The following is a 24,000-nucleotide window of genomic DNA, read 5'->3' on the forward strand; positions in this document are numbered from 1 at the left end:
TATGCGCCGTTCGCGAAACTGCATTGCAAAGAGCTTTTATGTCTTTTGATTCCCTCGGCTTGTCCGAACCGTTGGTCCGCGCTGTACACGAACTCGGCTACACCACCCCGACTCCTATCCAGACTCAGGCAATCCCCGCCGTGCTCAACGGCGGCGACCTGCTGGCCGGCGCACAGACCGGCACCGGCAAAACCGCCGGCTTCACGCTGCCCATTTTGCAGCGCCTCAATTCGATGCCCCCGGTCGCCGCGGGCGCCGGCAAACGCGCGGTGCGCGCGCTGATCCTGACGCCCACGCGAGAGCTGGCCGCACAGGTCGAAGAAAGCGTGCGCGCCTATGGCAAGTATCTGAAGCTGAAGTCGACGGTGATGTTCGGTGGTGTCGGCATCAATCCGCAGATCGGCGCGCTGCGTAGTGGCGTCGACATTGTCGTCGCGACGCCGGGCCGCCTGCTCGACCACATGCAGCAGAAGACCATCGACCTGTCGCATCTCGAGATTCTCGTGCTCGACGAAGCCGACCGTATGCTCGACATGGGCTTCATTCACGACATCAAGCGGGTGCTCGCCAAGCTGCCGCCCAAGCGTCAGAATTTGCTGTTCTCGGCCACCTTCTCGGACGAGATCAAGACTCTCGCCGATAACCTGCTCGACTCGCCGGCGCTGATCGAAGTGGCTCGCCGCAATACGACGGCGGAAACGGTCGCGCAAAAGATTCACCCGGTCGACCGCGACAAGAAGCGCGAACTGCTCACTCATCTGATCAAGCAGCACAACTGGTTCCAGGTGCTGGTGTTCACGCGCACGAAGCACGGCGCCAACCGCCTCGCCGAGCAGTTGACCAAGGACGACATCAGCGCGCTCGCGATTCACGGCAACAAAAGCCAGTCGGCTCGCACGCGTGCGCTCGCCGAGTTCAAGGACGGCACGCTGCAGGTGCTGGTCGCAACGGATATCGCCGCGCGCGGCATCGATATCGATCAGCTGCCGCACGTGGTCAACTACGATCTGCCGAACGTGCCCGAAGACTATGTGCACCGCATCGGCCGCACGGGCCGCGCGGGCGCGACGGGCGAAGCGGTGTCGCTGGTGTGTGTCGACGAACTGCAACTGCTGAAGGACATCGAGAAGCTGATCAAGCGAGCGGTGCCGCAGGAAGTGATCGCCGGTTTCGAGCCGGACCCGACCGCGAAGCCGGAGCCGATCTTGCGCCGCGGCCAAGGCGGCGGCGGTGGCGGACGTTCGCCGCGTCAAGGTCAAGGCGCGCCCAAGCGTGACGGCGCCACTTCGGCCAAGCCGGCGCAACGCTCGGGCCAACGTCCGGCGAACGCTCAGCAGCCCAAGCCGCAAGGCGCGAAGCCGGCCGGCAACGGCGGCCAGCCGCGCCGCGATAGTCAGCGTCACGACGACCGGCCGCGCGCTGTCGCGCACGAAGGCGGTGCCGCGCAGCACGCACCGCGCAAGCCGCAAGGCAGCAAGCCGGGTGCGTTGCTGGGCGCTGCCAAGCCACGCAGCGACGCGCCCCGTGGCGCCATGCCGACCCGCAGCGGCCAGCGCGGCCGTTAAGCTCCGAAGCTGTCGACCTGCCGCCCGTGGTCCCTCATCGAGGAGCTAACGGACGGCCGCGGCGGCAGCTTGCTTCAGGTGCTCGATCTGCCGTTCCCACCGGTCGAGCACCGCACTTCCCGCTCCTTCCAGCTCGAACGTAATGCCGCTCGTGAGACGCGCATAGCGCACGGTCTGTGCTTCGGCCGTATCGATAGAGCCAATCAGATAGATCAGCCCGCTATCGTCGCCTGGAACGCCGGCTAGCGGCGCGACCAGCAGCTGCACCTGATAGAACGCTGCGTCACAGACAAAGCTGAGCGCCGCGCGGCCGCTTTGCGCAATCGCGCGCGCGGCTCTCGCTTGCGGCCATAACGCCAGACACACCGTGCGCGAGTCGGGCGCATACAACTCGCCCACGCTGAGCAGCGATGTGCGCACATGGCCGTTCGCATCCACGCTCAGCAGCGACGCGGTGAATCCCGTCTTGCTCGCGAGCGAAGTACCGTCGAACAACGCGCGCACGGCATCGGGCCATTCATCGAACACGCTCTGCTCGAGCGGACGCGCGGGGGGAGATCCGGGTGCGGAAGATTCGTTCATGCTGTCGATCCGGTTCAAGGTGAGCAACGCTCGTTCATGCCTCGAAAAAACCATGGCCCGCATGGGTGGCGGGCCATTCATCGTCGTGCCGTCGTGCCGTCGGTTCGCCGGATGATCGCGGCGGATGCGCTATTCGCTAGTCAGCGAAAGAACACATGCTGCGTGATCTTGGCGAGCGGGTAATGCACGCCCGGCTGAATCTTCGCGGGAAGGTCGAGCGGCTTGAGCAGCATTTTCACGCACATGTCGGCGGAAAGATTGCGCCGCACTAGCGCATTGATGCGCGCTGCACGGTCGCGGTTATACGCCGAATCGTGTACGCGCTCGGGATAGCGAATTGCGAATACGTGGCGCAGCGCGATCTCCGAGTCCTCGTTCTTGATCTCCATCACGCGGCGCATCAATGCGCCCAGCACCGCCAGACGGCCGTTGCCTTCAATCCTGTTGTACTTCTTGAAGAACTTGAAGAAATGCTTGTAGTGACGGACTTCGTCGGTGCGGATGTTGTCGGTGATCTGCTTGAGCACCGGTTCATCCGAGCATTCGCCGATCGCACGATACAACGTGGCCGTGCCCGTTTCCACCACGCAGCGCGCGACCATTTCCAGCGCGCGGGTCTTTTCGAAATCTTCCACCGAGCAGGTCAGCGAGTATTCGTCCATGAACTGACGAAACGCGGTATCCCAGTCGAATTCCGGCCACACGTAGGCCACATACGTCTTGAGCGCCCGCCCATGCTGCAATTCCTCCGGCTCCCACTCGTTGTTCAGCCAGCTCGAAACTTCGGGATCGTCGTTAAAGAAAGTACTGAGGTTGCTCGTGTAGAGATCGGTGCCGCTTTCAATGAACGAAGCCGCGCACAGGAGCAGGAGTAGGTCTTCGTTAGCGACGGCCTTTTGCCGGTCGATGCGGGTGAGGTCGATGTCCTCGATCCGCCACGGCATGACATGGTTCAGCTCGGTGTGCATCGTGTCTTGCTCCCAATGCTGTATCGGCACGTGAATCTTGCTCGAAACCGTTCGCACCCGCCGCGCGGTTTGCCGTGCCGAATACAGCGCTTCAATTAGAGTTAACCCCGTCTGTCTGCATCTTAGTCGGAGTTTGCCAACTCTGCAGACAGTCACAGCACAGACCATGCCGGTCAGCGGCAGTTCCAATGTGCGGAAGTCGGAATATTCGGCCGTAAAAAAACCAGCTCGGCGAGCTGGCTTTAAGTTGGTTCCGCAGCGCGGAGAGTCACGCTTGACATGGCCGGTGCGCATTCGGCCGCACCGCCGTTCGCGCGTGCTCAGGCGGGCTGAACGCCGCGCACGGAACGCGCGTGGCGCATGCGCCAGGCGACGATGGTCAGCGACACGCCCGACAGCACCGCGGCGAGAAACACGTAGTAACTTGGCGCGAGCTTGTCGCCCGTCAAATGGATGAACGTCTCGACGATGGTCGGCGCAAACCCACCGAAAATCGTCACGCCGATGCTGTAGCCGATCGAAAGACCTGTCGAGCGCACGTGGGTCGGAAAGATCTCGGACATCAAGGCAGGCATCGGTCCGGAATAGGCCGCCTTAAAGATACCGGCCACGCCTTGCAGCAACAGCAGCCAGCCGATCGTCGGATGCGACTGCAGCCACGCGAACATCGGATAGATCAGCAAGCCCATCAGGATCGAAGTAGTCAGCATGATGCGAATCCGGCCGATACGGTCGGACAATGCACCCATCACCGGCGACAGCAGGAACTGCAATCCGCCGTTGAGCACCACGACGCCGAACGATGCGGCCGCGGGCATGTGCAACTGCTTGACCGCGTACATCGGCATATAGAGCTGCAGCACATACACGCCGACCGTCGACTGCGCGACGATGCCGATCGCGAGCAGCAGGTTGACCCACTGGCTGGCAAACGACGCGCCCTCCTCTTCGCGCGCTGTCCTGCTGTCGCCGGCCGCCTCGCGCGCCTTGCGCAACGCGAGGAACTCCGGCGTCTCGTCCAGATGCGAACGGATATAAAAACCCACGGGCCCGATCAGCAAGCCGAACACGAAGGGCACGCGCCAGCCCCAGCTATTCAGATGCTCGGGCGGCATCCATGCAGTCAGCAAGGAACCGAAGGCCGCGGCCGTAATCGCCGCCAGCCCCTGGCTCGCAAACTGCCAGCTCGCGTAATAACCACGGTGCGAGGCGCTGTGCTCGACCATGAAGGCGGTCGCGCTGCCGAACTCGCCACCCACCGCGAAGCCTTGCACGAGTCGCGCGACCAGAACCAGCACAGGCGCCGCAAGGCCGATCGATGCATACGGCGGCATCACCGCCATCGTGAAGGTGCCGACCATCATCAGTGCGATGGCGAGCGTGAGCGCCGCCTTGCGGCCTTTGCGGTCGCCGTAGATGCCGAGCACGATGGCGCCCAGCGGACGCATCAGGAACGAGATGCCGAAAGTGGCGATGGCTAGGAGCGTCGACAGCCACTCGTCGTGCATCGGGAAAAACTGTTTCGCGATGATGGAAGCGAAGTAGCCGTAGACCAGAAAGTCGAACCACTCGAGCGCATTGCCGACCGATGACGAAAACACGATTCGCCGCACCATCGCTTTGGAAAGCGGTGCGGGCGCCGAGTCGGACAAGGCTGTCGCGGATGGGGACGCTGGGGTATGCATGGTGTCTCCTGCCTTAGCGGCTGTCGGATGCTTGATGCGTGTGGTGAGCGCTATCGAGCCGACGCGCCGCCGACACACCTGCGTGTGCGCTGTTCTGCGTTATGCCGGCGCTCGCGCGGCTCGCCTGGCCGGTGCATGGCAGTCGTGGCCCCGAGTACGACAGACCGATGCGGCGACGCTCGCCGCTATGCCCGCCCCGTCGATGAACCTGGAAGCCGGATATGCCGCCACCCCCATGCCGCTTACGGCGTCGCAGGCGCAGGCAGCGGCACGCCGCACGATTGCGGAGATCAGAACCCCGCGGCCAGCCCGTCGCGCCGGCTGTCGCTCGCCGCCACATAACCGCGCTCCGGCTCGTTGCGATCGAGCTTCCAGATGTACTGGCCGGAGCCAAAGTCCATGTAGGGGTCGTCGACCGACTTGATGGTGTGGCCCAACTTCTGCAACGCCTCAGCGGTCTTTGGATCGAGCGTCGCTTCGATGTCGATCGTGAAGTCGCGATTGACTTTCCAGCGCGGCGCGTCGCAGGCCGCTTGGGGCTGCTGCCCGTAGTCGAGCATTCGCACGATGGATTGCAGGTGTCCTTGCGGCTGCATGTCGCCGCCCATCACGCCGAAGCTCATCACCGCTTCCTGCTGGCCGTTCACCTGTTGCGTGAGGAACGACGGGATGATCGTATGGAACGGCCGCTTGCCGCCTTCCACTACGTTGGGCGACCTGGGATCCATCGAGAAGCCGCAGCCGCGGTTCTGCATCGCGATGCCGCTGTCCGGCACGACGATGCCCGAGCCGAAGCCCATGTAGTTCGACTGGATGAAGCTCACCATCATGCCGCGCTCGTCGGCCACCGACATGTAGATGGTGCCGCCCGCCTTCGGCATGCCGAAGTCGAACTGCGTGGCGCGCTTGTGGTCGATCAGCTTCGCGCGCGATGCGAGGTAGGCGTCATCGAGCATCTGCTCGGGCGTGACTTCCATGGAACGCGGATCGGCGACGTAGCGGTAGACGTCGGCGAACGCCAGCTTCATCGCTTCGATCTGCAAATGCTGCGATTCGACGTTGTCGAGCGCCAGTTCCTTCACATCGAATTTTTCGAGGATGCCCAGCGCGATCAGCGCGGCAATGCCCTGGCCGTTCGGCGGAATCTCATGCACGGTGTAACCGCGATAATCCTTGCCGATCGGCTCGACCCAATCCGCGCGATAGTTGCGCAGATCGTCGAGCGTGAGCGCGCCGCCGCCTTCGCGCGCGAACGCCGCGATCTGCTCGGCGATCTCGCCCTCGTAGTACGCGCGCGGACCTTGCTCCGCCAGCTTGCGCAGCGTCTTCGCGTGGCCGGGGAAGCGCACCAGTTCGCTGACTTCCGGCGCACGGCCGCGCGGCATGAACGTTTGCGCGAAGCCCGGCAGGTCCTTGAGTTCGGGCACGGCCGCCGCCCACTTGTAGGCGACGATGGTCGCGACCGCGTGACCGCGTTCGGCGATCTCGATAGCCGGCTCCATCAGGTCGGCGAACGGCAGCGTGCCGAACTTCTGGTGCAACGCTTCCCAGCCGGCGATCACGCCGGGCACCGTCACCGCATCCCAGCCACGCTTGGGCTGCCTGGCGAGCCCGTTTTCCTCGCCATATTTGCGCTTGAAATAGTCGACGTTCCAGGCGGCCGGCGACACGCCCGACGCATTCAAACCATGCAGCTTCTTGCCGTCCCAGACCAGCGCGAACGCGTCGCCGCCAAGGCCGCACGACACCGGCTCGACCACGGTGATCGCAGCGGCGGCCGCGATCGCCGCATCGACGGCATTGCCGCCTTTCCATAACATCCGCAAGCCGGCCTGTGCGGCGAGCGGATGCGAAGTCGAAACGAGGTTGCGCGCGAATACAGGAAGGCGCGGCGTCGGATAGGGGTTTTGCCAGTTGAAGCCAGTCATGTCGAACACTCTCCGAAGCGCGGCCCGGCGGCGGAACCCGCCGGAGACTCATTGAAAACAGGTGGAACGCGGTGATCCGCGCAACCCTGGATTGCAGCGCGAACGGGCGCAAATAACAAATTCATTTATTAAATGAATACATGATTCCCGGGTCTGAGTCCACGTTGATGCGGATGGCCAGGTTGATGCGCGCTGCCGGCATTGCAGACGAGCTCTGCGATAGTCTTACAATACCCGCAACCGCAATTCCCGCCGCTTTCCGCCTTTGCATGACACCGTCGGCGGCCCGAGCCGATATTCCCTCACCACGCCGACCCAATGACTCGAGACCCCCGCCTGACTCTCAACGCCCGGCAACAGGAATTGCTGGACTGGGTGCAACGCGACGGCTTCGTGACCGTAGAGGATTTGGCGTCGCACTTCGACGTCACGCCGCAGACGATCCGCCGCGACGTCAACTGGCTCGCCGACATGAACCTACTGCGGCGCTATCACGGCGGCGCGAGTCTGCCGACCAGTTCCGAGAACGTCTCGTACTCCGCGCGTCAGCGGATGTTCCATGACGAGAAGCGGCGCATTGCAGCACTAGTGGCCACTCACATTCCCGATCAGGCCTCGCTGTTCATCAACCTCGGCACCACCACCGAGGAAGTCGCCCGGGCGCTCAACCGGCATCGGGGGTTGCGCGTCATCACCAACAACCTGAACGTCGCCAGCATGATGAGCGGCTATCCGGATTGCGAAGTGCTGGTGACGGGCGGCATCGTCCGGCCGTGGGACAAGGGGATCGTGGGTGAACTGGCGATCGACTTCATCCGCCAGTTCAAGGTGGATTTCGCGATCATCGGCACGTCGAGTATAGAAACCGACGGCACGCTGCGCGACTTCGACACCCGGGAAGTCCGCGTGGCCGAGGCGATCATCCAGCACGCCCGCACGGTGTTTCTCGCCGCCGACAGTTCGAAATTCGGCCGCCCGGCGTTGGTTCGCCAAGGCCATCTCGATCAGATCGACGCGCTTTTCACCGACGCGCCACCGCCGCCCGAGATGCTCGAGACGCTCGGCGCCGCCAATTGCCAGGTGTTTGTCGCGCAGTAGCGAAGGCGTTCCCCGCCATGCTGCAGCGCACGCAAGACTTCGAGTGAAATCAAGAATCTGGGCCAGACTCGGGACCGCCTCGCGGGCATCGAATTGTCAAACGGAATATTAAGCGGGCGACATTTGGCGTTTGACCCGTGCTTGACTACACTCCAGTTCCCGGCGTCCGTTGCGCGTTCTGCGTAACGCCGCTCGAGTGAATCCGTCGTATTTGCCGTACCTTCCCGCCTGAACTTTCTGCGGACCTCACTGGCACCCGCCAGTCGCCGGCAAGGCCGTCCGCGTTTGCTTGACATGGAGAGAACGATGCTGAGTCCGCATGAATTCGCCACGTTGTTGCTCGTCAAGGACGCCCCAAATCAGGTCGATATGGGCCGACAAGAACTCGACGCATTGCTGGAACGCCAGTTGGTACAACTCGAACGGCTGGCCTCGGGCAATGAACAATGGCGTTTGACGGAAACCGGCGACAACGCGTTGCGCGCCATCAAGCGTCTTTCCTAGTGCCGCAGGACTTGTCGCTGCTGTTGCAGCACGCGACCAACATGACAGTGACAGCAGGATGCGTTGGGTAAGCGCGCATCCTCGCCTCGTCAGACCGCACTCATTTCTTCGCACGACAAGGCGGCCGCGTCCGGCGGCCGTTGGACTGTGCGCGCTCGGACTGTAATCGACGCGACGGGCTTGACGCACGCCGCATCGTTCGTCGAAAACCCCCCGCTCAACCGCTGCGCAAAGTCGGATCGACCGCCGCACGCCAGCTCAGCGCGTTCGCCCGCTGTTCGGTGAAAAACTCGACCCAGCGATTGCGCACCTGCGGGTCGGTACTCATGCCCTCGCTCGCGTGACGCTGCGCGATCGACGCCTGGAACGCGCAGAATTCGTCCTTCGACAGCCTGCCACGCCGGGTCGCCACGTAAGCATCGAACATCGCCGCGTAGACACCTTGTGCGTCCTGGCCGTAGTCGACGGTCTGGGGCGTGCACATGTGCTGCAACGCCTCGAACGACGGCGCGCCCATCGTTCCACTGAGGCTCGGCGAGCCCACACATCCCGCAAGCAGCGCAGCCGCGCCGATCATAAGAAATCCACGCATTGATTCACCTCTGTATGGCCCTGACGAGAGTATCGTCCGTGGCCGCGAGTTGCGCCACTGGCAAGCCGACCGGACGACACGCCTTCGAACGAACCGAACTTTACTTTTTCGAATATGTTCATTAAAGTTCGAAAACGAACACGAAGTGTCTGCCGCGCTTCGCGTGGCTTTTCCTGCGCAACATCGGCGCGCACTCCAAAGGACCCCGCAGGTGATGCAAGGCTCGAAATACGATGTGCTCGTCGTTGGCGGCGGAATCAACGGTGCAGGCATCGCCCGCGATGCGGCCGGCCGCGGCCTGTCGGTGCTGCTCTGCGAGCAGGACGACCTGGCCTCGCACACGTCGTCGGCCAGCACCAAGCTGATTCACGGCGGCCTGCGTTACCTCGAATACCGCGAGTTCGGACTGGTGCGCAAAGCGTTGCAGGAGCGCGAAACGCTGCTGCGCGCGGCGCCGCACATCATCTGGCCGCTGCGCTTCGTGATGCCGCACATGCCTGACCTGCGTCCGGCCTGGCTGATCCGGGGCGGCCTGTTCCTGTACGACCATCTCGCCAAACGCGAACTGCTGCCGGGTTCGCGCGGCATCAGCCTGCGCAACCATCCGGCGGGCGCACCGCTAGTCGATTCGATCAAGCGCGGTTTCGTGTATTCGGACGGCTGGGTCGACGACGCGCGACTCGTGGTGCTGAGCGCGCTCGATGCGCACGAGCGAGGCGCGACCGTCCTCACGCGCACGAAGCTGATCAGCGCACAGCGCGCCAACGGTGAATGGCGCGCACGACTGAGGCGCGCGGACGGCTCGAGCTTCGACGTGCGCGCCGCCTCGATTGCGAACGCCGCGGGGCCGTGGGTCGGCGAGCTGCTGCAGGGTGCGCTCGGCCGTCCGGCGACGAGGAGCGTGCGCCTCGTGAAAGGCAGCCACATCGTCACCCGTCGCCTGTTCGAGCACGACCATGCGTACATCTTCCAGAATCCGGACAAGCGGATCGTCTTCGCGATCCCGTACGAACGCGATTACACGCTGATCGGCACGACCGACCTCGAATATCGCGGCGACCCGTCGCAAGCGAAGATCGATTTGGGCGAAACGCACTACCTGTGCGACTCGATCAACCGCTATTTCAAGCAGAAAATCGCGCCGGCCGACGTGCGCTGGACCTACTCCGGCGTGCGTCCGCTGCTCGAGGAAGAAGGTGCGGACGATCCATCGGCGCTCACGCGCGACTACTCGCTCGAACTCGATGCACCCGCGGGCGAAGCGCCGCTGCTGTCGGTGTTCGGCGGCAAGATCACGACGTTCCGCAAGCTCGCGGAGCAAGCCGTCGATACGCTCGCACAGGCGCTGCACAATGGCGCGCCCGCCTGGACCGTGGGCGCGCCGTTGCCCGGCGGCGACATTGCGCACGCCGACTTCGAACGCTTCCTGAGCGGCCTCACGCAGCAGCATGCGTGGCTACCGGCAGACCTCGCACACCGCCTTGCGCGCGCGTACGGTACGCGCGCGGCGCGGGTGATCGGCAAGGCGCGTTCGGTCGACGATCTCGGCCGCGCGTTCGCGCCGGGTCTGTACGAAGCCGAACTGATCTATCTGCGCGACATCGAATGGGCGCGCTGCGCGCAGGACGTGCTGTGGCGCCGCTCGAAGCTCGGTCTGCACGTCGAACCGGGCACGCTCGATTCGGTCACGCGCGAAATCGACGCATGGTTCGCGCGCGAACCGGCGCGGCACGATGCATGGACAGGATAGAGGCGCGCAGTCGGGAACCAGCACGCCGCGCAATGCGGTGTGCGCCGCGCGGACGAATTCCTCCTTCCCGCGAAACCATGCCGGGCCGCACAATGACATCCGTTACAGCAAGGTGAAAACAACAGGCCGTTCCCGTCGCCGGTCAGCAGTCCGGGGATTCGTAACCGCATGGAGAAGAGACAATGCAGGATCAGTACATCCTCGCGCTTGACCAGGGCACCACCAGCTCCCGTGCGATGCTGTTCGACCGGCGCGGCAGTATCGTGTCGATCGCTCAGAAAGAATTCCAGCAGCTCTATCCACATTCCGGTTGGGTCGAGCACGATCCGCAGGAAATCTGGTCGACCCAGGCCGGCGTAGCCGCGGAGGCGGTCACGCGCGCCGGGCTGAACGGCACGTCGATCGCCGCGATCGGCATCACGAATCAGCGCGAGACGACCATCGTGTGGGATCGGGAAACCGGTCACCCGGTCTATAACGCGATCGTCTGGCAGGACCGCCGCACCGCGGGCTTCTGCGACGAACTCAAGGCGCAGGGACTGGAACCAACGGTCCGCGCGAAAACCGGCTTGCCAATCGACTCGTATTTCTCGGCGACCAAGATCCGCTGGATTCTCGAGCATGTCGAAGGCGCGCGCGAGAAAGCGCAACAGGGTCGGCTCGCGTTCGGCACCGTCGACAGCTGGCTCGTATGGAACTTCACCAAGGGCGGCCTGCACATCACCGATGTGACCAACGCATCGCGAACGATGCTCTTCAACATCCACACGCTCAAGTGGGACGACGACCTGCTCGATGCGCTCGACATTCCGCGCAGCATGCTGCCGGAAGTGCGGCCCTCCTCGGAGGTCTACGGACCGATCAAAACCACGGTGTTCGCGTCGAAGATTCCGCTTGCGGGCATCGCCGGCGATCAGCACGCCGCGCTGTTCGGCCAGATGTGCACGGACTCCGGCATGGTGAAGAACACTTACGGCACCGGCTGCTTCCTCGTGATGAACACCGGCGACAAGCCGATCGAATCGAAGAACAATCTCGTCACGACGATTGCGTGGCAGATCGGCGACAGGATCGACTATGCGCTCGAGGGCAGCATCTTCATCGGCGGCGCGGTGGTGCAATGGCTGCGCGACGGCCTCGGCATCATCAAGCATGCCGCTGACATCGAAGCGCTCGCGCGCGGCGTGCCGCATTGCGACGGCGTGTATCTGGTGCCCGCGTTCGCCGGCCTCGGCGCGCCGCATTGGAACCCGCACGCTCGCGGGACGCTGTTCGGCGTGACGCGCGGCACCCGTTCCGCGCATATCGCGCGCGCCGCGCTCGACTCGATCGCCTATCAATCGCTCGACGTGCTCAAGGCGATGGAAGCCGACTCGGGCATTCGCATCGGCGAACTCCGCGTGGACGGCGGCGCGTGCGCCAACGATCTGCTGATGCAGTTTCAGGCGGACATTCTGGGCGTCGACGCGGTGCGGCCGCAGGTGGCGGAAACGACTGCGCTAGGCGCGGCTTACCTGGCCGGTTTGGCGGTCGGCTACTGGCAAGATGTCGACGCGCTCAAAAGCCAGTGGAAGCTCGAGCGGCGTTTCATGCCTGCGTTGCCGGACGCGGAAGTGAAGGCATGCGTGGATGGCTGGCAGCGGGCGATTCGCGCAGCGAAAGCGTGGGCGGATATGCCTGGCTGACGGGATTGGTCTGCGGGTACGGTGATGGCGGTCGTCGCTGTCCTCGCGCTCCTTCCTGTGGTTCCCGTCGTTGCGCTCATTGTCCTCATGGCGGTCGTCGGCAAGCGCACGGCGGATGGCTTCGCGATGGTTGACGCCGGTGGCCTACGGCGACGTGCGCAACGACCGCGTCGTGCCCACCCACAGAGCGTGCCCAAGGCAAAGTCGCAGCACGTATCATGACGCTTTACATCCCCGCGCCCGCGCTTGCGATGGTCCGCACCGGCGCGCCCTCGGGCTACCGCTTCCTGGCATGATCGACCACCTCATCTGTGACTGCGACGGCGTTCTCGTCGACAGCGAAATCATCGCTGATCGCGTGATGCTTGAAACGCTGACCGCGACTTTTCCGGGCCTCGATTTCGAAGCCGTCGTCAAAACGGCCTTCGGTCAGCAGACGTCGCGCTTTCTCGAAGGCATCGAGAATTCCTTCGGCATCACTTTGCCCGCCGCCTTCCTCGACACGGTGGAACACAATGTCGAAGTGGCGCTCGCGGCATCGCTCAGCCCGATCAACGGCGTGCGCGACGCACTACAACGCGTGAGGCTGCCCGCCGCAGTCGTGTCGAACAGCCGCAGGTCGCGCGTCAACGCATCGGTGCGTCGCGCGGGTTTGCAGGAGATTTTCGGCGAGCGGATCTTCAGCGCCGAACAGGTGGCGCGGCCGAAGCCCTATCCCGACGTCTATCTGTTCGCCGCGCAAAAGCTGGGCGTTCAGCCGTCACGCTGCCTCGTGATCGAAGACAGCGTCGCGGGCCTGAACGCGGCACGCGCAGCGGGGATGAAGACGATCGCGTTCGTCGGCGCGAGCCATATCCCATATGGCTATGCGCACGCTTTGCGCAAGATGGGGATGACGCGCGTCATGATGCACATGAACGAACTGCCCGCGCTGGTGGAAGCCGGCGTGCGCGGCGAGTTCGGCGACGTGCAGTCGTAGCGAACGGAGGCACGCTTAGCTTCCCGGCTCACCTGTGTTGCACGGCTGACTGGCGGCAAGGAAAACGGCCGGTTCTATAGGTTCTCCAGCAACCGGCCTCGTGCATGCTGGCAGCGCGCGTAACGAACAACACGCGACTTGCATCAAGCTTCGTCGGCGACACACTCGCGCGCCTGCGCGAGCGACGCACGAAATGCGACGAGCTCGGCGATCGTCAGCATCGGCAGATCGTGTTGCGCGGCGAACCGTTCTACGTCCGCGCCGCGCGTCATCGTGCCGTCCGCGTTCATCAGTTCGCACAGCACGCCGGCCGGCTTCAACCCGGCGAGAATCGCCAGATCGACCGTGCCCTCGGTATGGCCGCGGCGCGCCAGCACACCGCCGGGCATTGCGCGCAACGGGAACACATGACCAGGACGCACTATATCGGCGGGCTTAGCTTTATCGGCAATCGCTGCGCGAATGGTCGTCACCCGGTCGAGCGCGGACACGCCGGTCGTCACGCCCTCGCGTGCTTCGATCGACACCGTGAATGCAGTGCCGTGACGGCTTTCGTTGTTGACGGCCATCGGCGGCAGTTCGAGCGCGCGGATCTTCTCGTCGGGCAGGCACAGGCAAACAATGCCGCTGCACTCGCGGATCAGCAATGCCATGGTTTCGACGGAAAGACGCTCGGCCGATACGATCAGGTCGGCTTCGTTCTCGCGATCGTGGTCGTCTTGCAGGATCACGGCGCGGCCATCGCGCAGCGCTTGCAATGCGGCGGCGATACGCGGCGGAACGGCTTCGGTGTCGAGCAGCGGGAGATCGGCGAATGCATCGGGGGCAAACGTCGACGGAACAGGAAAAGTAGCAAAGGACATGGTTGAAACGCTCATCGCAAAAGTGGGGCGAAAAACGTTTCAGGGCATTGCAAACAGACAACGACGCGCCGGCCCAAGCGCCGCTCAAAGCGACGCTCGCGCACCGCCTCGACCACGGGCGGCGCCACGCAAGCGCTCATGACTATCTGCACATCTTCTTTCATCCGGACTCTGACCGTCGGCTCTGGCCTTTCACCAGATCTGCTGACCCCGCTGTGTCCTCGATATTCCGAAGACCGCACGATGCGGGCGCTCGCGGGCTCACCGGCTCGCGCTGTCGCGCTGCCGGCATACCGCCGGTGGGGAATTTCGCCCCGCCCTGAAGACGCACTGATTGCCGGACGAACCGGCTGGCGAAGCATACAACAGTCGCGCGAGACCTGCCGCGCAACCCTACTGGCCCGATGGAGGCTCTGGAACCGAGAGCGCGTGCATCGGCGAATCGCGATTCAGACCGCAGTGGCCGCACTCGCTGCTGAATGTGCCGCAGCGTGACGCTCCCGCCGCGCTTCGCGTTCCCGTTGAAGGCGCGGGTCCTGCTGCGCCGGCAGGTCCCGGCGCGGTGGCGTTTCCGCCTTCAGCGTCACGCGAAACGCGCGGGCTTCGGTGTCGCCCGGATTACGGAGACTGTGCGGCTGATCGGCGTCGAAGACGATCGCGTCGCCGGTGGCGAGCAACTGGCGCCGATCGTGCACGCTCACTTCCAGGGTGCCTTCGCTGATCACCAGGTTCACCCTGGTGCCGGGCGCATGGCGGGTGCCGGCTTCCGTATGCAACGGTGCAATGCGCAGCTCGTGGAATTCGGCGGCAGTCGGCTCGGACTCGGGATAGAGCGGCCGTGCCCAATAGCGCCCATTCGCGCTGACGATGCGCGCCGAACGTTCCGCCGGCAAATGCTCGAATCCATTGGCCGCGTGACGCCGCAAAAAAGCGGCTACCGATACCTTCAACGCCGCCGCCACCTTGCACAGCACCTTGATGGACGGCACGCTGCGCGCCGACTCGATCTGCGCCAGCATCGCCCGCGACACGCCGGAGGCGCGCGCCAGCGCGTCGAGCGACAATTGACGTTCGGCGCGCAAGCGGGCGAGGTTCACGCCGACGAGCTGCTCGAGGGCATCGAAGGTTTCCGTGGCAGGCGGCGACGCGTCGGTACCGGCCGAGGGATCGCGAACCAGCGCGAGCGGGGAATGCATGATTGCCTCCAAAGCGCCGAGGGGCGGCGCGCGAGCGGTGAGTGGAAGCAAGATAGCATCGGCTCCCGTCATGCCCAACCAACTTATCTTCACACCGTTATCAGCTTCACGGAGGTCGGTTCGCGCTCAGCTTGTCTGCGTCTCTCATGGGGTGTGCGGACCCGCTCATGGCTGGGATTCGACATCGTTAGGAGCACATTCCCTTGCGCCCGTGTGGCATCCGCGGCGGCGCAAGGCCGGCAAAACATCGCCCACGCGCAAAGCCGCTGTGCGGCGCGCGCTGCGAGATTCCCTGAGCGAGTGTTTTGCGCAGCTGTCGGACGTGCTGAAAAGCCGGCCGGGCCTGACGCTGAACAGGACGCGCGCCCGCGCCGGCGGGCAAACCCGCATTCCTTCAAGGGCTATAATGTTGCGTTACGCTGCAGGCGTGCATCGCAGACCGCGCGGGCTGGACGCAATTGAGGCGCAAATGGGCTGCAACTCAGGCCAAAGCGCCCTGGAAGCCGCGTCGCGGCCCCGTCCGCCAGTTGCCCGCACGCCTCGTCTTCTTTTACTTTTTAAACGACGCCCCCAGATTAACCACTGTGACCGGCGAAATTCAATGACCAAGAAAGTTTATGTAAAAACCTTTGGCTGCCAGATGAACGAGTACGACTCCGACAAGATGGTCGACGTACTCGGCGCGGCTGAAGGGCTCGTCAAGACCGACACGCCGGAAGACGCCGACGTGATCCTGTTCAACACCTGCTCGGTGCGGGAAAAAGCACAGGAAAAAGTCTTCTCGGACCTCGGCCGGGTGCGCGAGCTGAAGGAAGCGAACCCGAATCTGATCATCGGCGTGGGCGGTTGTGTGGCGAGCCAGGAAGGTGCGTCCATCGTGGCGCGCGCGCCGTACGTGGACCTCGTGTTCGGTCCGCAAACGCTGCACCGCCTGCCGCAGATGATCGACAAGCGCCGCGCAAGCGGCCGCGCGCAGGTCGACATCTCGTTTCCGGAAATCGAAAAGTTCGATCACCTGCCGCCGGCGCGCGTCGAAGGCCCGAGCGCATTCGTGTCGATCATGGAAGGCTGCAGCAAGTACTGCAGCTACTGCGTCGTGCCCTACACGCGCGGCGAGGAAGTGTCGCGGCCGCTCGACGACGTGCTGACTGAAATCGCAGGCCTCGCCGACCAGGGCGTGCGCGAAGTCACGCTCCTCGGCCAGAACGTCAACGCCTATCGCGGAAAGTTCGGCGGCGCTCTGACGCCCGGCTCGTCCGAGATCGCCGACTTCGCGACGCTGATCGAATACGTCGCCGACATTCCTGGCATCGAACGGATTCGCTACACCACCTCGCATCCGAAGGAATTCACGCAGCGCCTGATCGACACCTACGCGAAAGTGCCCAAGCTCGTGAGCCACCTGCATCTGCCGGTGCAGCACGGTTCCGACCGCATTCTGATGGCGATGAAACGCGGCTACACGGTGCTCGAATACAAGTCCGTGATCCGCAGGCTGCGCGCGATCCGCCCGGACCTGTCGCTGTCCACCGACATGATCGTCGGCTTCCCCGGCGAGACCGAAGAAGACTTCGACAAGATGATGGCGCTCGTGCACGAGATGAAGTACGACACCAGCTTCTCGTTCATCTACAGCCCGCGTCCGGGTACGCCGGCCGCGAATCTGACCGACGACACGCCGCGCGAAGTCAAGCTCAGGCGTCTGCAGCACTTGCAGGCGACCATCGAGGAAAACGTGCAGCGCATTAGCGCTTCCATGGTCGGCAAGATCGAGCGCATTCTGGTCGAGCGCCCGGCGCGCAAGGACCCGAACGAACTCGCGGGCCGCACCGGCAACAACCGCGTGGTCAATTTTCCCGCGCCGCTCGCGTCCCACGCGCGGCTGATCGGCCAGATGGTCGACGTGAAAATTGTCCTCGCGTACCCTCATTCGCTGCGCGGCGAGCTCGTGCTCGTGGACGACCACTCGCGCCCCGAAGCAGGTGCCGTTGCGGCAGCCGCCGCCACCCACTAAGCCCAAGCGCCTCGCGCGCACCGAAACCGACAGGATCGACCCACCGCCTTGAAGACCACTCAGCAGCATCTGGAATTCACCGCACCGCGCGACGACAACACGCGGCTCGCCAACCTCTGTGGACCGCTCGACGAGAATCTGCGGCAGATCGAGCAGGCGCTCGACGTGACCTTGCAGCGACGCGCGCACCGCATCACGATCCGCGGACGCGGCGCGAAACTCGCGCTCACCGCACTCGAGAACTTCTACAACAACGCGCGCGACCCGCTGTCGGTCGACGACATCCAGCTCGCGCTCGTCGAAGTGCGCCATCCGGCGCGTCATCGGCCCAACGGCAATGGCGACGCAGCCGGCGATGCGCCTTTTCACGGCAATCCGGATCATCCTTTCGACGAACCCGCCGACGCTGCCGACGAGAGCGAGGAAGACCTCGCGGAGCTGGGCCCAAAGCTTTACACGCGGCGCGCCGATCTACGCGGGCGCACGCCGGCGCAGCGCGACTACCTGAAGCAGATCGTGTCGCACGACGTGACTTTCGGCGTCGGACCGGCTGGCACCGGCAAGACCTATCTGGCGGTGGCTTGCGCGGTGGACGCGCTGGAGCGCGACCAGGTCAAGCGCATCGTGCTGACGCGCCCCGCGGTCGAAGCGGGGGAGCGCCTCGGCTTCCTGCCGGGCGATCTGGCGCAGAAGGTCGATCCGTACCTGCGGCCGCTGTACGATGCGCTGTACGACCTGCTCGGCTTCGACAAAACCGCGAAGATGTTCGAGCGGCAGATGATCGAGATCGCGCCGCTCGCGTACATGCGCGGCCGCACGCTGAACCACGCGTTCATCATCCTGGACGAGGCGCAGAACACTACGCCCGAGCAGATGAAGATGTTCCTCACGCGGATCGGCTTCGGCTCGAAGGCCGTGGTCACCGGCGACACGACCCAGGTCGACTTGCCGCGCGGGCACAAAAGCGGACTGATCGAGGCGCAACAGGTGCTCTCGGAGGTGCGCGGCATTGCGCTCACCCGCTTCACCAGCGCGGACGTGGTGCGCCATCCGCTGGTCGCGCGAATCGTGGAGGCCTACGATGCGCACTCGCAAAAAACCGCCAGTCCGGCGGATTCGCGCTGACTTGACCGAACGCGTCGATTCGCGTGCACCGAACCCGCCGCCTCTGTCCACCGAGCGGACGCAACCTCACGAAACCGCATGAGCCGCGCCCCGAAACTGACGTTGAATCTGCAATTCCCCGCCGCCAGGACCTGGCCGGAGCATAAGGCGCTGCTGCCGCGCGCCACCGTGGCCGGCTGGATCCGGGCGGCGCTGTTCGCCGACGGCGAGCTGACCGTGCGCTTCGTCGATGCCGACGAAGGCCGTATGCTGAACCGCACCTATCGCGGCAAGGACTACTCGACCAACGTGCTGACCTTCGCGTACGCGGAATCGGAAGACGACCCGGTGACGGGCGATCTGATCCTGTGCTGCCCGGTGGTCGAGAAAGAGGCTACCGAGCAGGGCAAGCCGCTGATCGCGCACTACGCGCACCTGCTCGTGCATGGCACGCTGCATGCACAGGGCTACGATCACGAAGTCGAACAGGAAGCCGAGGAAATGGAAGCGCTCGAGACCGAAATCCTCGGCAAGCTGGGGTTTCCCGATCCGTATCGATAGGCGCCGGTCTGCGCCGTGTTGCTTGTCCACCACCCGTTCATCCTCATTCAACCGACACCGTGAGCACCTCATCCCCTGAAGCCGACACCCGCACGCCTTGCCCGGATTACCCGCCGGTGCTCGGCGAATCGCGGCTTCTGACCGACGAGGAATTGCATGCGTCGCTCGAATGCACGCTGCGCGACTGGGATCGCAAGAGCGACCTGTGGCTGTTCGGCTATGGCTCGCTGATCTGGAACCCCGGCCTGCCCACCGTCGAAGCGGCCCGCTCCAAGGTGCATGGCTATCATCGCGGGCTGTACCTGTGGTCGCGGGTGAATCGCGGCACACCTGAGCAGCCGGGCCTCGTGCTCGCGCTCGATCGCGGCGGCTCCTGCACTGGCATTGCGTTCCGGCTGGCAGCCGAAGGCTCCGCGCCGCATCTCGAAGCGCTGTGGCGGCGCGAGATGGCGATGGGCTCGTACCGGCCGGCATGGCTGCCGTGCGTACTGGCCGACGGCCGGCGTGTCGACGCGCTGGCGTTCGTCATGCGCCGCGACGTGCCGAGCTACACCGGCAAGCTGCGCGACGAGGTCGTGCGGACGGTGTTCGGCTGCGCGTGCGGGCGCTACGGCACCACACTCGATTATGTGAGCCGCACCGTCCACGCGCTGCGCGAAAGCGGGATGCCCGACCGCGCGCTCGAAGCGCTGCTGGAGCGCTGCAAAACGGAAGGCCGCGAGCGCGAGGCCGCTCGGCGGGCTCCACAGGTCTCGGGGCGCGAGTCGGGACAATGAACGGAACACTCAGGCACGAGCCGATACGCGCGACATTGCGACATTGCGACATTGCGACATTGCGACATTGCGTCGTTGCGTCGTTGCGTCGTTGCGTCGTTGCGTCCAATGACCGCTCGGCCGCAGGCGACGCTGAGACGCTGACCATGTCGCTAGCCGCGCGGCGCAACCGCCACGCCTGACTGCCCGCGAAGCGCCACGCGGACTCGGCCTCGCCTGCGCCCATCGTTCCCGAGCCGGCATTTTTTGCGCGAAAACGCTTTTTCGCGCGTAATCAGTTAGGATTGACCCAAGCTCCGCCGCTCGCGACCGAGCCGCGCCGCCCTGCTTCACCTATCGCCCAGCCCGGCGGGACACGGTCCTGCCACGCGCCTCGGGTATCCTTAATGCTCCGTAACAGCGCGCCCAGTCTCGTCGGGCGCACTATCATGAACGACACGTATCCCAGTCGACGCCCAACCGACAAACCGCAGGAAAAACGCTCGCTTCTCGAGCGTCTGACCGACTTCATCTCGCCCGAGCCCGACTCGCGTGCCGAACTTCTCGAAATTCTGCAGGACGCGCACGAACGCAACCTGATCGACGCCGACTCGCTGTCGATGATCGAAGGCGTGTTCCAGGTGTCCGAACTCAGCGCGCGCGACATCATGGTGCCGCGGGCGCAAATGGACGCGATCAATATCGCGGACAACCCCGCCGAATTCATCCCCTACGTGCTGGAAAAAGCGCACTCGCGTTATCCGGTCTACGAAGGCAATCGGGACAACATCATCGGCGTGCTGCTCGCGAAAGACCTGCTGCGCTATTACGCCGAAGAAGAGTTCGACGTGCGCGGCATGTTGCGCCCCGCCGTGTACATCCCGGAGTCCAAGCGCCTGAACGTGTTGCTGCACGACTTCCGCGTGAATCGCAATCACCTCGCGGTGGTGGTCGACGAATACGGCGGCGTGGCCGGCCTGATCACGATCGAAGACGTACTGGAGCAGATCGTCGGCGACATCGAGGACGAATACGATTTCGACGAGGAAAGCGGCAATATCATCGCGTCGCCGGATGGGCGCTTTCGCGTGCGCGCGCTGACGGAGATCGAGCAGTTCAACGAGGCGTTCGGCACGCACTACCCGGACGACGAAGTCGACACGATCGGCGGGCTCGTCACGCATCACTTTGGGCGGGTGCCGCACCGCGGTGAAAAGGTCCGCCTCGACGATCTGATCTTCGAGATTCTGCGCGGCGACGCCCGCCAGATCCACATGTTGCTGGTGCGCCGCGATCCACTGGCCGGCCAGCGCGAGCGCGACGCACAGCACGTGCAAACCTGAGCCGCGCGGTTTTCCGGCTCCTTCACCCGCTTCTTCAACTCTCCTCACGCCGACCGCGCAACGATGGCCGACCCGATCACTTCCCGTTCGCGCTCCGGCGCGAGCGCGCACGCTCCCGCTGCCGCCGCCGACGAAGCGCGCGGCCGCGCGCTGCCTCGCTGGCATTACCTGGTCGCGTTCGCCGTGGGAGCGGCCAACACGCTGTCGTTCGCGCCGACGCCGCACGGCGGCTGGCTGCAGCTCACGATCTTCGTGTTCTTTTTCGCGTGGCTCACGCGCGCCACCGGCTGGAAAAGCGCCGCGCTCACGGCGGGCGCGTTCGGCTTCGGCAATTTCGTGTCCGGCGTCTGGTGGCTATACGTCAGCATGCATGACTACGGCGGCATGGCCGCGCCGCTCGCGGGCGCCGCGGTCGTGCTGTTCTCGCTTTATCTGGCGCTCTATCCGGCGCTGGCCGCGGGCATCTGGTCGTTCTGCGCCGGTCACGCGCGCAACGGCGCGATCGACGCCTCTGCGCCGTTTTCGCCGACCTGGCATGGCTCGCTGGCTTTCGCGAGCGCCTGGGCGGTGGGCGAATGGTTGCGCGGTACGGTGTTCACCGGCTTTCCGTGGCTCGCGAGCGGTTATGCGCAAGTGGATGGCCCGTTCGCCGGGTTCGCGCCGGTGGTGGGGGTCTATGGCGTCGGCTGGATACTGGCGCTGGTCGCAGCGCTGATCGTGCAGGCGTTGCTGGCAGGGCGGCCGCTGCCGCTTTGGCGCGAGCCGCGCAGCGCGACCCGTGCGGACGTCGGCCGCCCTGATCACGGCGAAGGCCAACGCAGCGGCAGCGTCCCCGACGGCAGAGCACAACGAAGCCTCATGCGCAGCCTCGTGCCGGGCGGCGTCGCGCTGGCGCTGATCGCGGCGGGCCTGCTGCTGCCGCGCGTCCAATGGACTTTACCGGCCAACGCGCCGTTGACGGTGCGTCTGCTGCAAGGCGACGTCAAACAGGAAATGAAGTTCGAGGAAAGCGGCGTGCGCGCGGCGATCGACCAGTATCAGCGGATGATCACATCGAAGCCGGCGGACCTGATCGTCACGCCGGAGACCGCAATTCCCGTGCTCGCGCAGCAATTGCCCGTGCCGTTCGCGGCGGCGGTGCGCGAATTTTCCGACTCCACCGGCAGCGCGATCCTGTTCGGCGCGATCGGCGGCACGATCACGCCGGAAGGCCGGGTCGTCGACTATACGAACAGCCTGTTCGGCATCACGCCCGGCTCGCGCGAGCTGTACCGCTACGACAAGCATCATCTGGTGCCGTTCGGCGAATTCGTGCCTTGGGGCTTCCGCTGGTTCGTCAACCTGATGAATATCCCGCTCGGCGACTTCTTCCGCGGCCCGCCGGTGCAGAAGCCGTTCATGGTCCACAACCAGCCGGTCGCGGTGAACATCTGCTACGAAGACATTTTCGGCGAGGAAATCGCGCGGACCCTTCGCGAAACCAGCACGCCGGCCGGCGTGCTGGTCAACGCGACCAACCTCGCCTGGTTCGGCGACACGATCGCGCTGGATCAGCACCTGCAGATGGCGCGCATGCGCTCGCTCGAGACCGGTCGCCCGATGCTGCGCGCGACCAACACCGGCGTCACCGCCGCGATCGACGCCAACGGCCGGGTAATCGGACGCCTGGCGCCGTACACGGTCGGCTCGCTCGACGTGAAGGTGCAAGGCACTTCCGGCAATACGCCGTACGTGTCGAGCGGCAACAACACGGTGCTGGCGGTGTCGGTGCTGCTGCTGGCGTTCGGCTTCGCGTTCGGGCCCGGCATCACGCGTCGTCGCAACGGCAAGCAGTGAGGCGGGCTGGGTTCCCATGAGCGGCAACACGCTCCCTGCATGCGCGCCGCCGTGCGTGCGTGCTGGCTTGCGGCTCATGCATCCGGTTCCGGAAGCGCTTGCTGCGTCGAGCCGCGCCGCAAGACCCGGCACTGAAGGCGCGCCAAAAAAATGCGCCTGACGAGCAGGCGCATTTTCAGTTCGGGCACAGCACAACGTTTCAGAAGTTTGAACAGGCCCCTGCGTCTGTGCAATCCAGCGTCGCTCAGTCCGTCGGCACGGTGTCGATGAACGACTGGCGCAGCGACAGTTTCTGAAAATGCTTGTCCAGGTTCGGATGCGGTTCGCGCCAGTTCAACTGAGGCATACGGAAGTCGAGATAGCCCAGCGCGCAGCCCACCGCGATGTCGGCAAGCGTGTAGTGATTGCCTGCGCACCACGGCTTGCTGCCCAGACCCTGCGCCATCGCGACCAGAGCTTCGTCGATCTTGCGCTGCTGCCGCGCAACCCACGCGTCCGCGCGCTGCTCGAGCGTGCGCTGCGTGCCTTCGAGGCGAATCAGCACTGCCGCGTCCAGCAGGCCGTCGGCGAGCGCTTCCCAGCAACGCACCTCGACGCGTTCGCGGCCCGACTGCGGAATCAGCTTGCCGACGGGCGACAGGGTATCCACGTATTCGCAGATCACGCGCGAGTCGAACACGGCTTCGCCATCTTCCATCACGAGGCAGGGCACTTTGCCCAGCGGATTGAAGGTGTGAATCCGGGTGTCCGGCGCCCAGACGTTCTCGGGCACCAGTTCGTAATCGATCTTCTTGTCGGCCAGCACGATGCGCGCTTTGCGCACGAAAGGGCTGGCGATCGAACCGATGAGTTTCATCATGACCATCTGCCTTTAACTGAATCCGGCGAAAGTATAAGTGCCAGGCGCTCTTCGCGCTCAGCGCGGCGTCGCTTACCAGGCGCCACCAAGCCGCGTTGTGGATGGATTGCAACATGCCGGCGGCAGTCTTGCC

General features: G+C 64.6%; 20 protein-coding genes and 1 riboswitch. Of the genes, 12 read left to right on the forward strand and 8 right to left on the reverse strand.

The genetic code is table 11. The features are described from left to right. The first annotated feature begins 38 nt into the window (after window positions 1–38). Window positions 39–1,565: a DEAD/DEAH box helicase gene (locus ABQJ48_RS11425; RefSeq protein WP_367838107.1), complete on the forward strand. Its 1,527-nt coding sequence runs from the start codon at window positions 39–41 to the stop codon at window positions 1,563–1,565. Window positions 1,566–1,610: 45 nt separating this feature from the next. Here ABQJ48_RS11425 and ABQJ48_RS11430 read toward each other — a convergent pair whose 3' ends face one another. From ABQJ48_RS11430 to ggt, 4 genes are all read right to left on the reverse strand, one after another. Then, on the reverse strand, window positions 1,611–2,147 hold the full coding sequence (locus tag ABQJ48_RS11430) for a hypothetical protein (RefSeq protein WP_367838109.1): 537 nt from the start codon (window positions 2,145–2,147) through the stop codon (window positions 1,611–1,613). 140 nt (window positions 2,148–2,287) lie between these two features. Continuing rightward, on the reverse strand, window positions 2,288–3,115 hold the full coding sequence (locus ABQJ48_RS11435; protein ID WP_367838111.1) for a ferritin-like domain-containing protein: 828 nt from the start codon (window positions 3,113–3,115) through the stop codon (window positions 2,288–2,290). 320 nt (window positions 3,116–3,435) lie between these two features. Then, complete coding sequence (locus ABQJ48_RS11440; RefSeq protein ID WP_367838113.1) at window positions 3,436–4,800, reverse strand: MFS transporter; 1,365 nt, start codon at window positions 4,798–4,800, stop codon at window positions 3,436–3,438. Between the two features lie 290 nt (window positions 4,801–5,090). Beyond that, on the reverse strand, window positions 5,091–6,728 hold the full coding sequence (gene ggt / locus ABQJ48_RS11445) for a gamma-glutamyltransferase (protein ID WP_367838115.1): 1,638 nt from the start codon (window positions 6,726–6,728) through the stop codon (window positions 5,091–5,093). Between the two features lie 318 nt (window positions 6,729–7,046). Between ggt and ABQJ48_RS11450 the strand changes: the two genes are divergently transcribed. Both ABQJ48_RS11450 and ABQJ48_RS11455 read left to right on the forward strand, forming a co-directional pair. Further along, the gene (locus ABQJ48_RS11450) at window positions 7,047–7,826 is read left to right on the forward strand and encodes a DeoR/GlpR family DNA-binding transcription regulator (protein WP_367838117.1); all 780 of its coding nucleotides are present in this window, start codon (window positions 7,047–7,049) and stop codon (window positions 7,824–7,826) included. A 306-nt stretch (window positions 7,827–8,132) separates the two neighbouring features. Continuing rightward, window positions 8,133–8,330 (forward strand): hypothetical protein, encoded by a 198-nt coding sequence (locus ABQJ48_RS11455; protein WP_367838119.1) that lies wholly within the window; start codon window positions 8,133–8,135, stop codon window positions 8,328–8,330. A gap of 217 nt (window positions 8,331–8,547) precedes the next feature. Here ABQJ48_RS11455 and ABQJ48_RS11460 read toward each other — a convergent pair whose 3' ends face one another. Further along, entirely contained in the window at window positions 8,548–8,922 is a 375-nt protein-coding gene (locus tag ABQJ48_RS11460; RefSeq protein WP_367838121.1) for a hypothetical protein, read from the reverse strand. Between the two features lie 214 nt (window positions 8,923–9,136). Here ABQJ48_RS11460 and glpD point away from each other — a divergent pair, with 214 nt between their 5' ends. From glpD to ABQJ48_RS11475, 3 genes are all read left to right on the forward strand, one after another. After that, on the forward strand, window positions 9,137–10,672 hold the full coding sequence (glpD, locus tag ABQJ48_RS11465) for a glycerol-3-phosphate dehydrogenase (protein WP_473094128.1): 1,536 nt from the start codon (window positions 9,137–9,139) through the stop codon (window positions 10,670–10,672). 182 nt (window positions 10,673–10,854) lie between these two features. Next, window positions 10,855–12,357: a glycerol kinase GlpK gene (glpK, locus tag ABQJ48_RS11470; protein ID WP_367838125.1), complete on the forward strand. Its 1,503-nt coding sequence runs from the start codon at window positions 10,855–10,857 to the stop codon at window positions 12,355–12,357. Window positions 12,358–12,649: 292 nt separating this feature from the next. After that, window positions 12,650–13,336, forward strand: a complete 687-nt coding sequence (locus ABQJ48_RS11475) for an HAD family hydrolase (RefSeq protein WP_367838127.1) — start codon at window positions 12,650–12,652, stop codon at window positions 13,334–13,336. 143 nt (window positions 13,337–13,479) lie between these two features. Here ABQJ48_RS11475 and ribB read toward each other — a convergent pair whose 3' ends face one another. Beyond that, a complete protein-coding gene (gene ribB, locus ABQJ48_RS11480; protein ID WP_367838129.1) occupies window positions 13,480–14,199 on the reverse strand; it encodes a 3,4-dihydroxy-2-butanone-4-phosphate synthase in 720 nt (239 codons plus the stop codon). Between the two features lie 148 nt (window positions 14,200–14,347). After that, a riboswitch (FMN riboswitch) is annotated at window positions 14,348–14,530 on the reverse strand. 118 nt (window positions 14,531–14,648) lie between these two features. Then, on the reverse strand, window positions 14,649–15,395 hold the full coding sequence (locus ABQJ48_RS11485; RefSeq protein WP_367838130.1) for a helix-turn-helix domain-containing protein: 747 nt from the start codon (window positions 15,393–15,395) through the stop codon (window positions 14,649–14,651). Between the two features lie 601 nt (window positions 15,396–15,996). Between ABQJ48_RS11485 and miaB the strand changes: the two genes are divergently transcribed. The 6 genes from miaB to lnt all read left to right on the forward strand — a co-directional run bounded on the left by miaB (window position 15,997) and on the right by lnt (window position 23,008). Then, window positions 15,997–17,409: a tRNA (N6-isopentenyl adenosine(37)-C2)-methylthiotransferase MiaB gene (miaB, locus tag ABQJ48_RS11490; RefSeq protein WP_367838131.1), complete on the forward strand. Its 1,413-nt coding sequence runs from the start codon at window positions 15,997–15,999 to the stop codon at window positions 17,407–17,409. A gap of 48 nt (window positions 17,410–17,457) precedes the next feature. Beyond that, entirely contained in the window at window positions 17,458–18,534 is a 1,077-nt protein-coding gene (locus ABQJ48_RS11495) for a PhoH family protein (protein ID WP_367838133.1), read from the forward strand. A gap of 78 nt (window positions 18,535–18,612) precedes the next feature. After that, entirely contained in the window at window positions 18,613–19,074 is a 462-nt protein-coding gene (gene ybeY / locus ABQJ48_RS11500) for an rRNA maturation RNase YbeY (RefSeq protein ID WP_367838135.1), read from the forward strand. 59 nt (window positions 19,075–19,133) lie between these two features. Continuing rightward, window positions 19,134–19,850 (forward strand): gamma-glutamylcyclotransferase, encoded by a 717-nt coding sequence (locus ABQJ48_RS11505; protein ID WP_367838137.1) that lies wholly within the window; start codon window positions 19,134–19,136, stop codon window positions 19,848–19,850. A 428-nt stretch (window positions 19,851–20,278) separates the two neighbouring features. After that, on the forward strand, window positions 20,279–21,172 hold the full coding sequence (locus ABQJ48_RS11510; protein WP_367838139.1) for an HlyC/CorC family transporter: 894 nt from the start codon (window positions 20,279–20,281) through the stop codon (window positions 21,170–21,172). 63 nt (window positions 21,173–21,235) lie between these two features. Further along, complete coding sequence (lnt, locus tag ABQJ48_RS11515) at window positions 21,236–23,008, forward strand: apolipoprotein N-acyltransferase (RefSeq protein ID WP_367838141.1); 1,773 nt, start codon at window positions 21,236–21,238, stop codon at window positions 23,006–23,008. 244 nt (window positions 23,009–23,252) lie between these two features. Here lnt and ABQJ48_RS11520 read toward each other — a convergent pair whose 3' ends face one another. Further along, entirely contained in the window at window positions 23,253–23,867 is a 615-nt protein-coding gene (locus ABQJ48_RS11520; RefSeq protein ID WP_367838143.1) for a glutathione S-transferase family protein, read from the reverse strand. Window positions 23,868–24,000 lie beyond the last annotated feature (133 nt).

Origin of the sequence: Paraburkholderia suaedae, assembly GCF_040812055.1 — a bacterium.
In the GTDB taxonomy this organism is placed as follows: domain Bacteria; phylum Pseudomonadota; class Gammaproteobacteria; order Burkholderiales; family Burkholderiaceae; genus Paraburkholderia.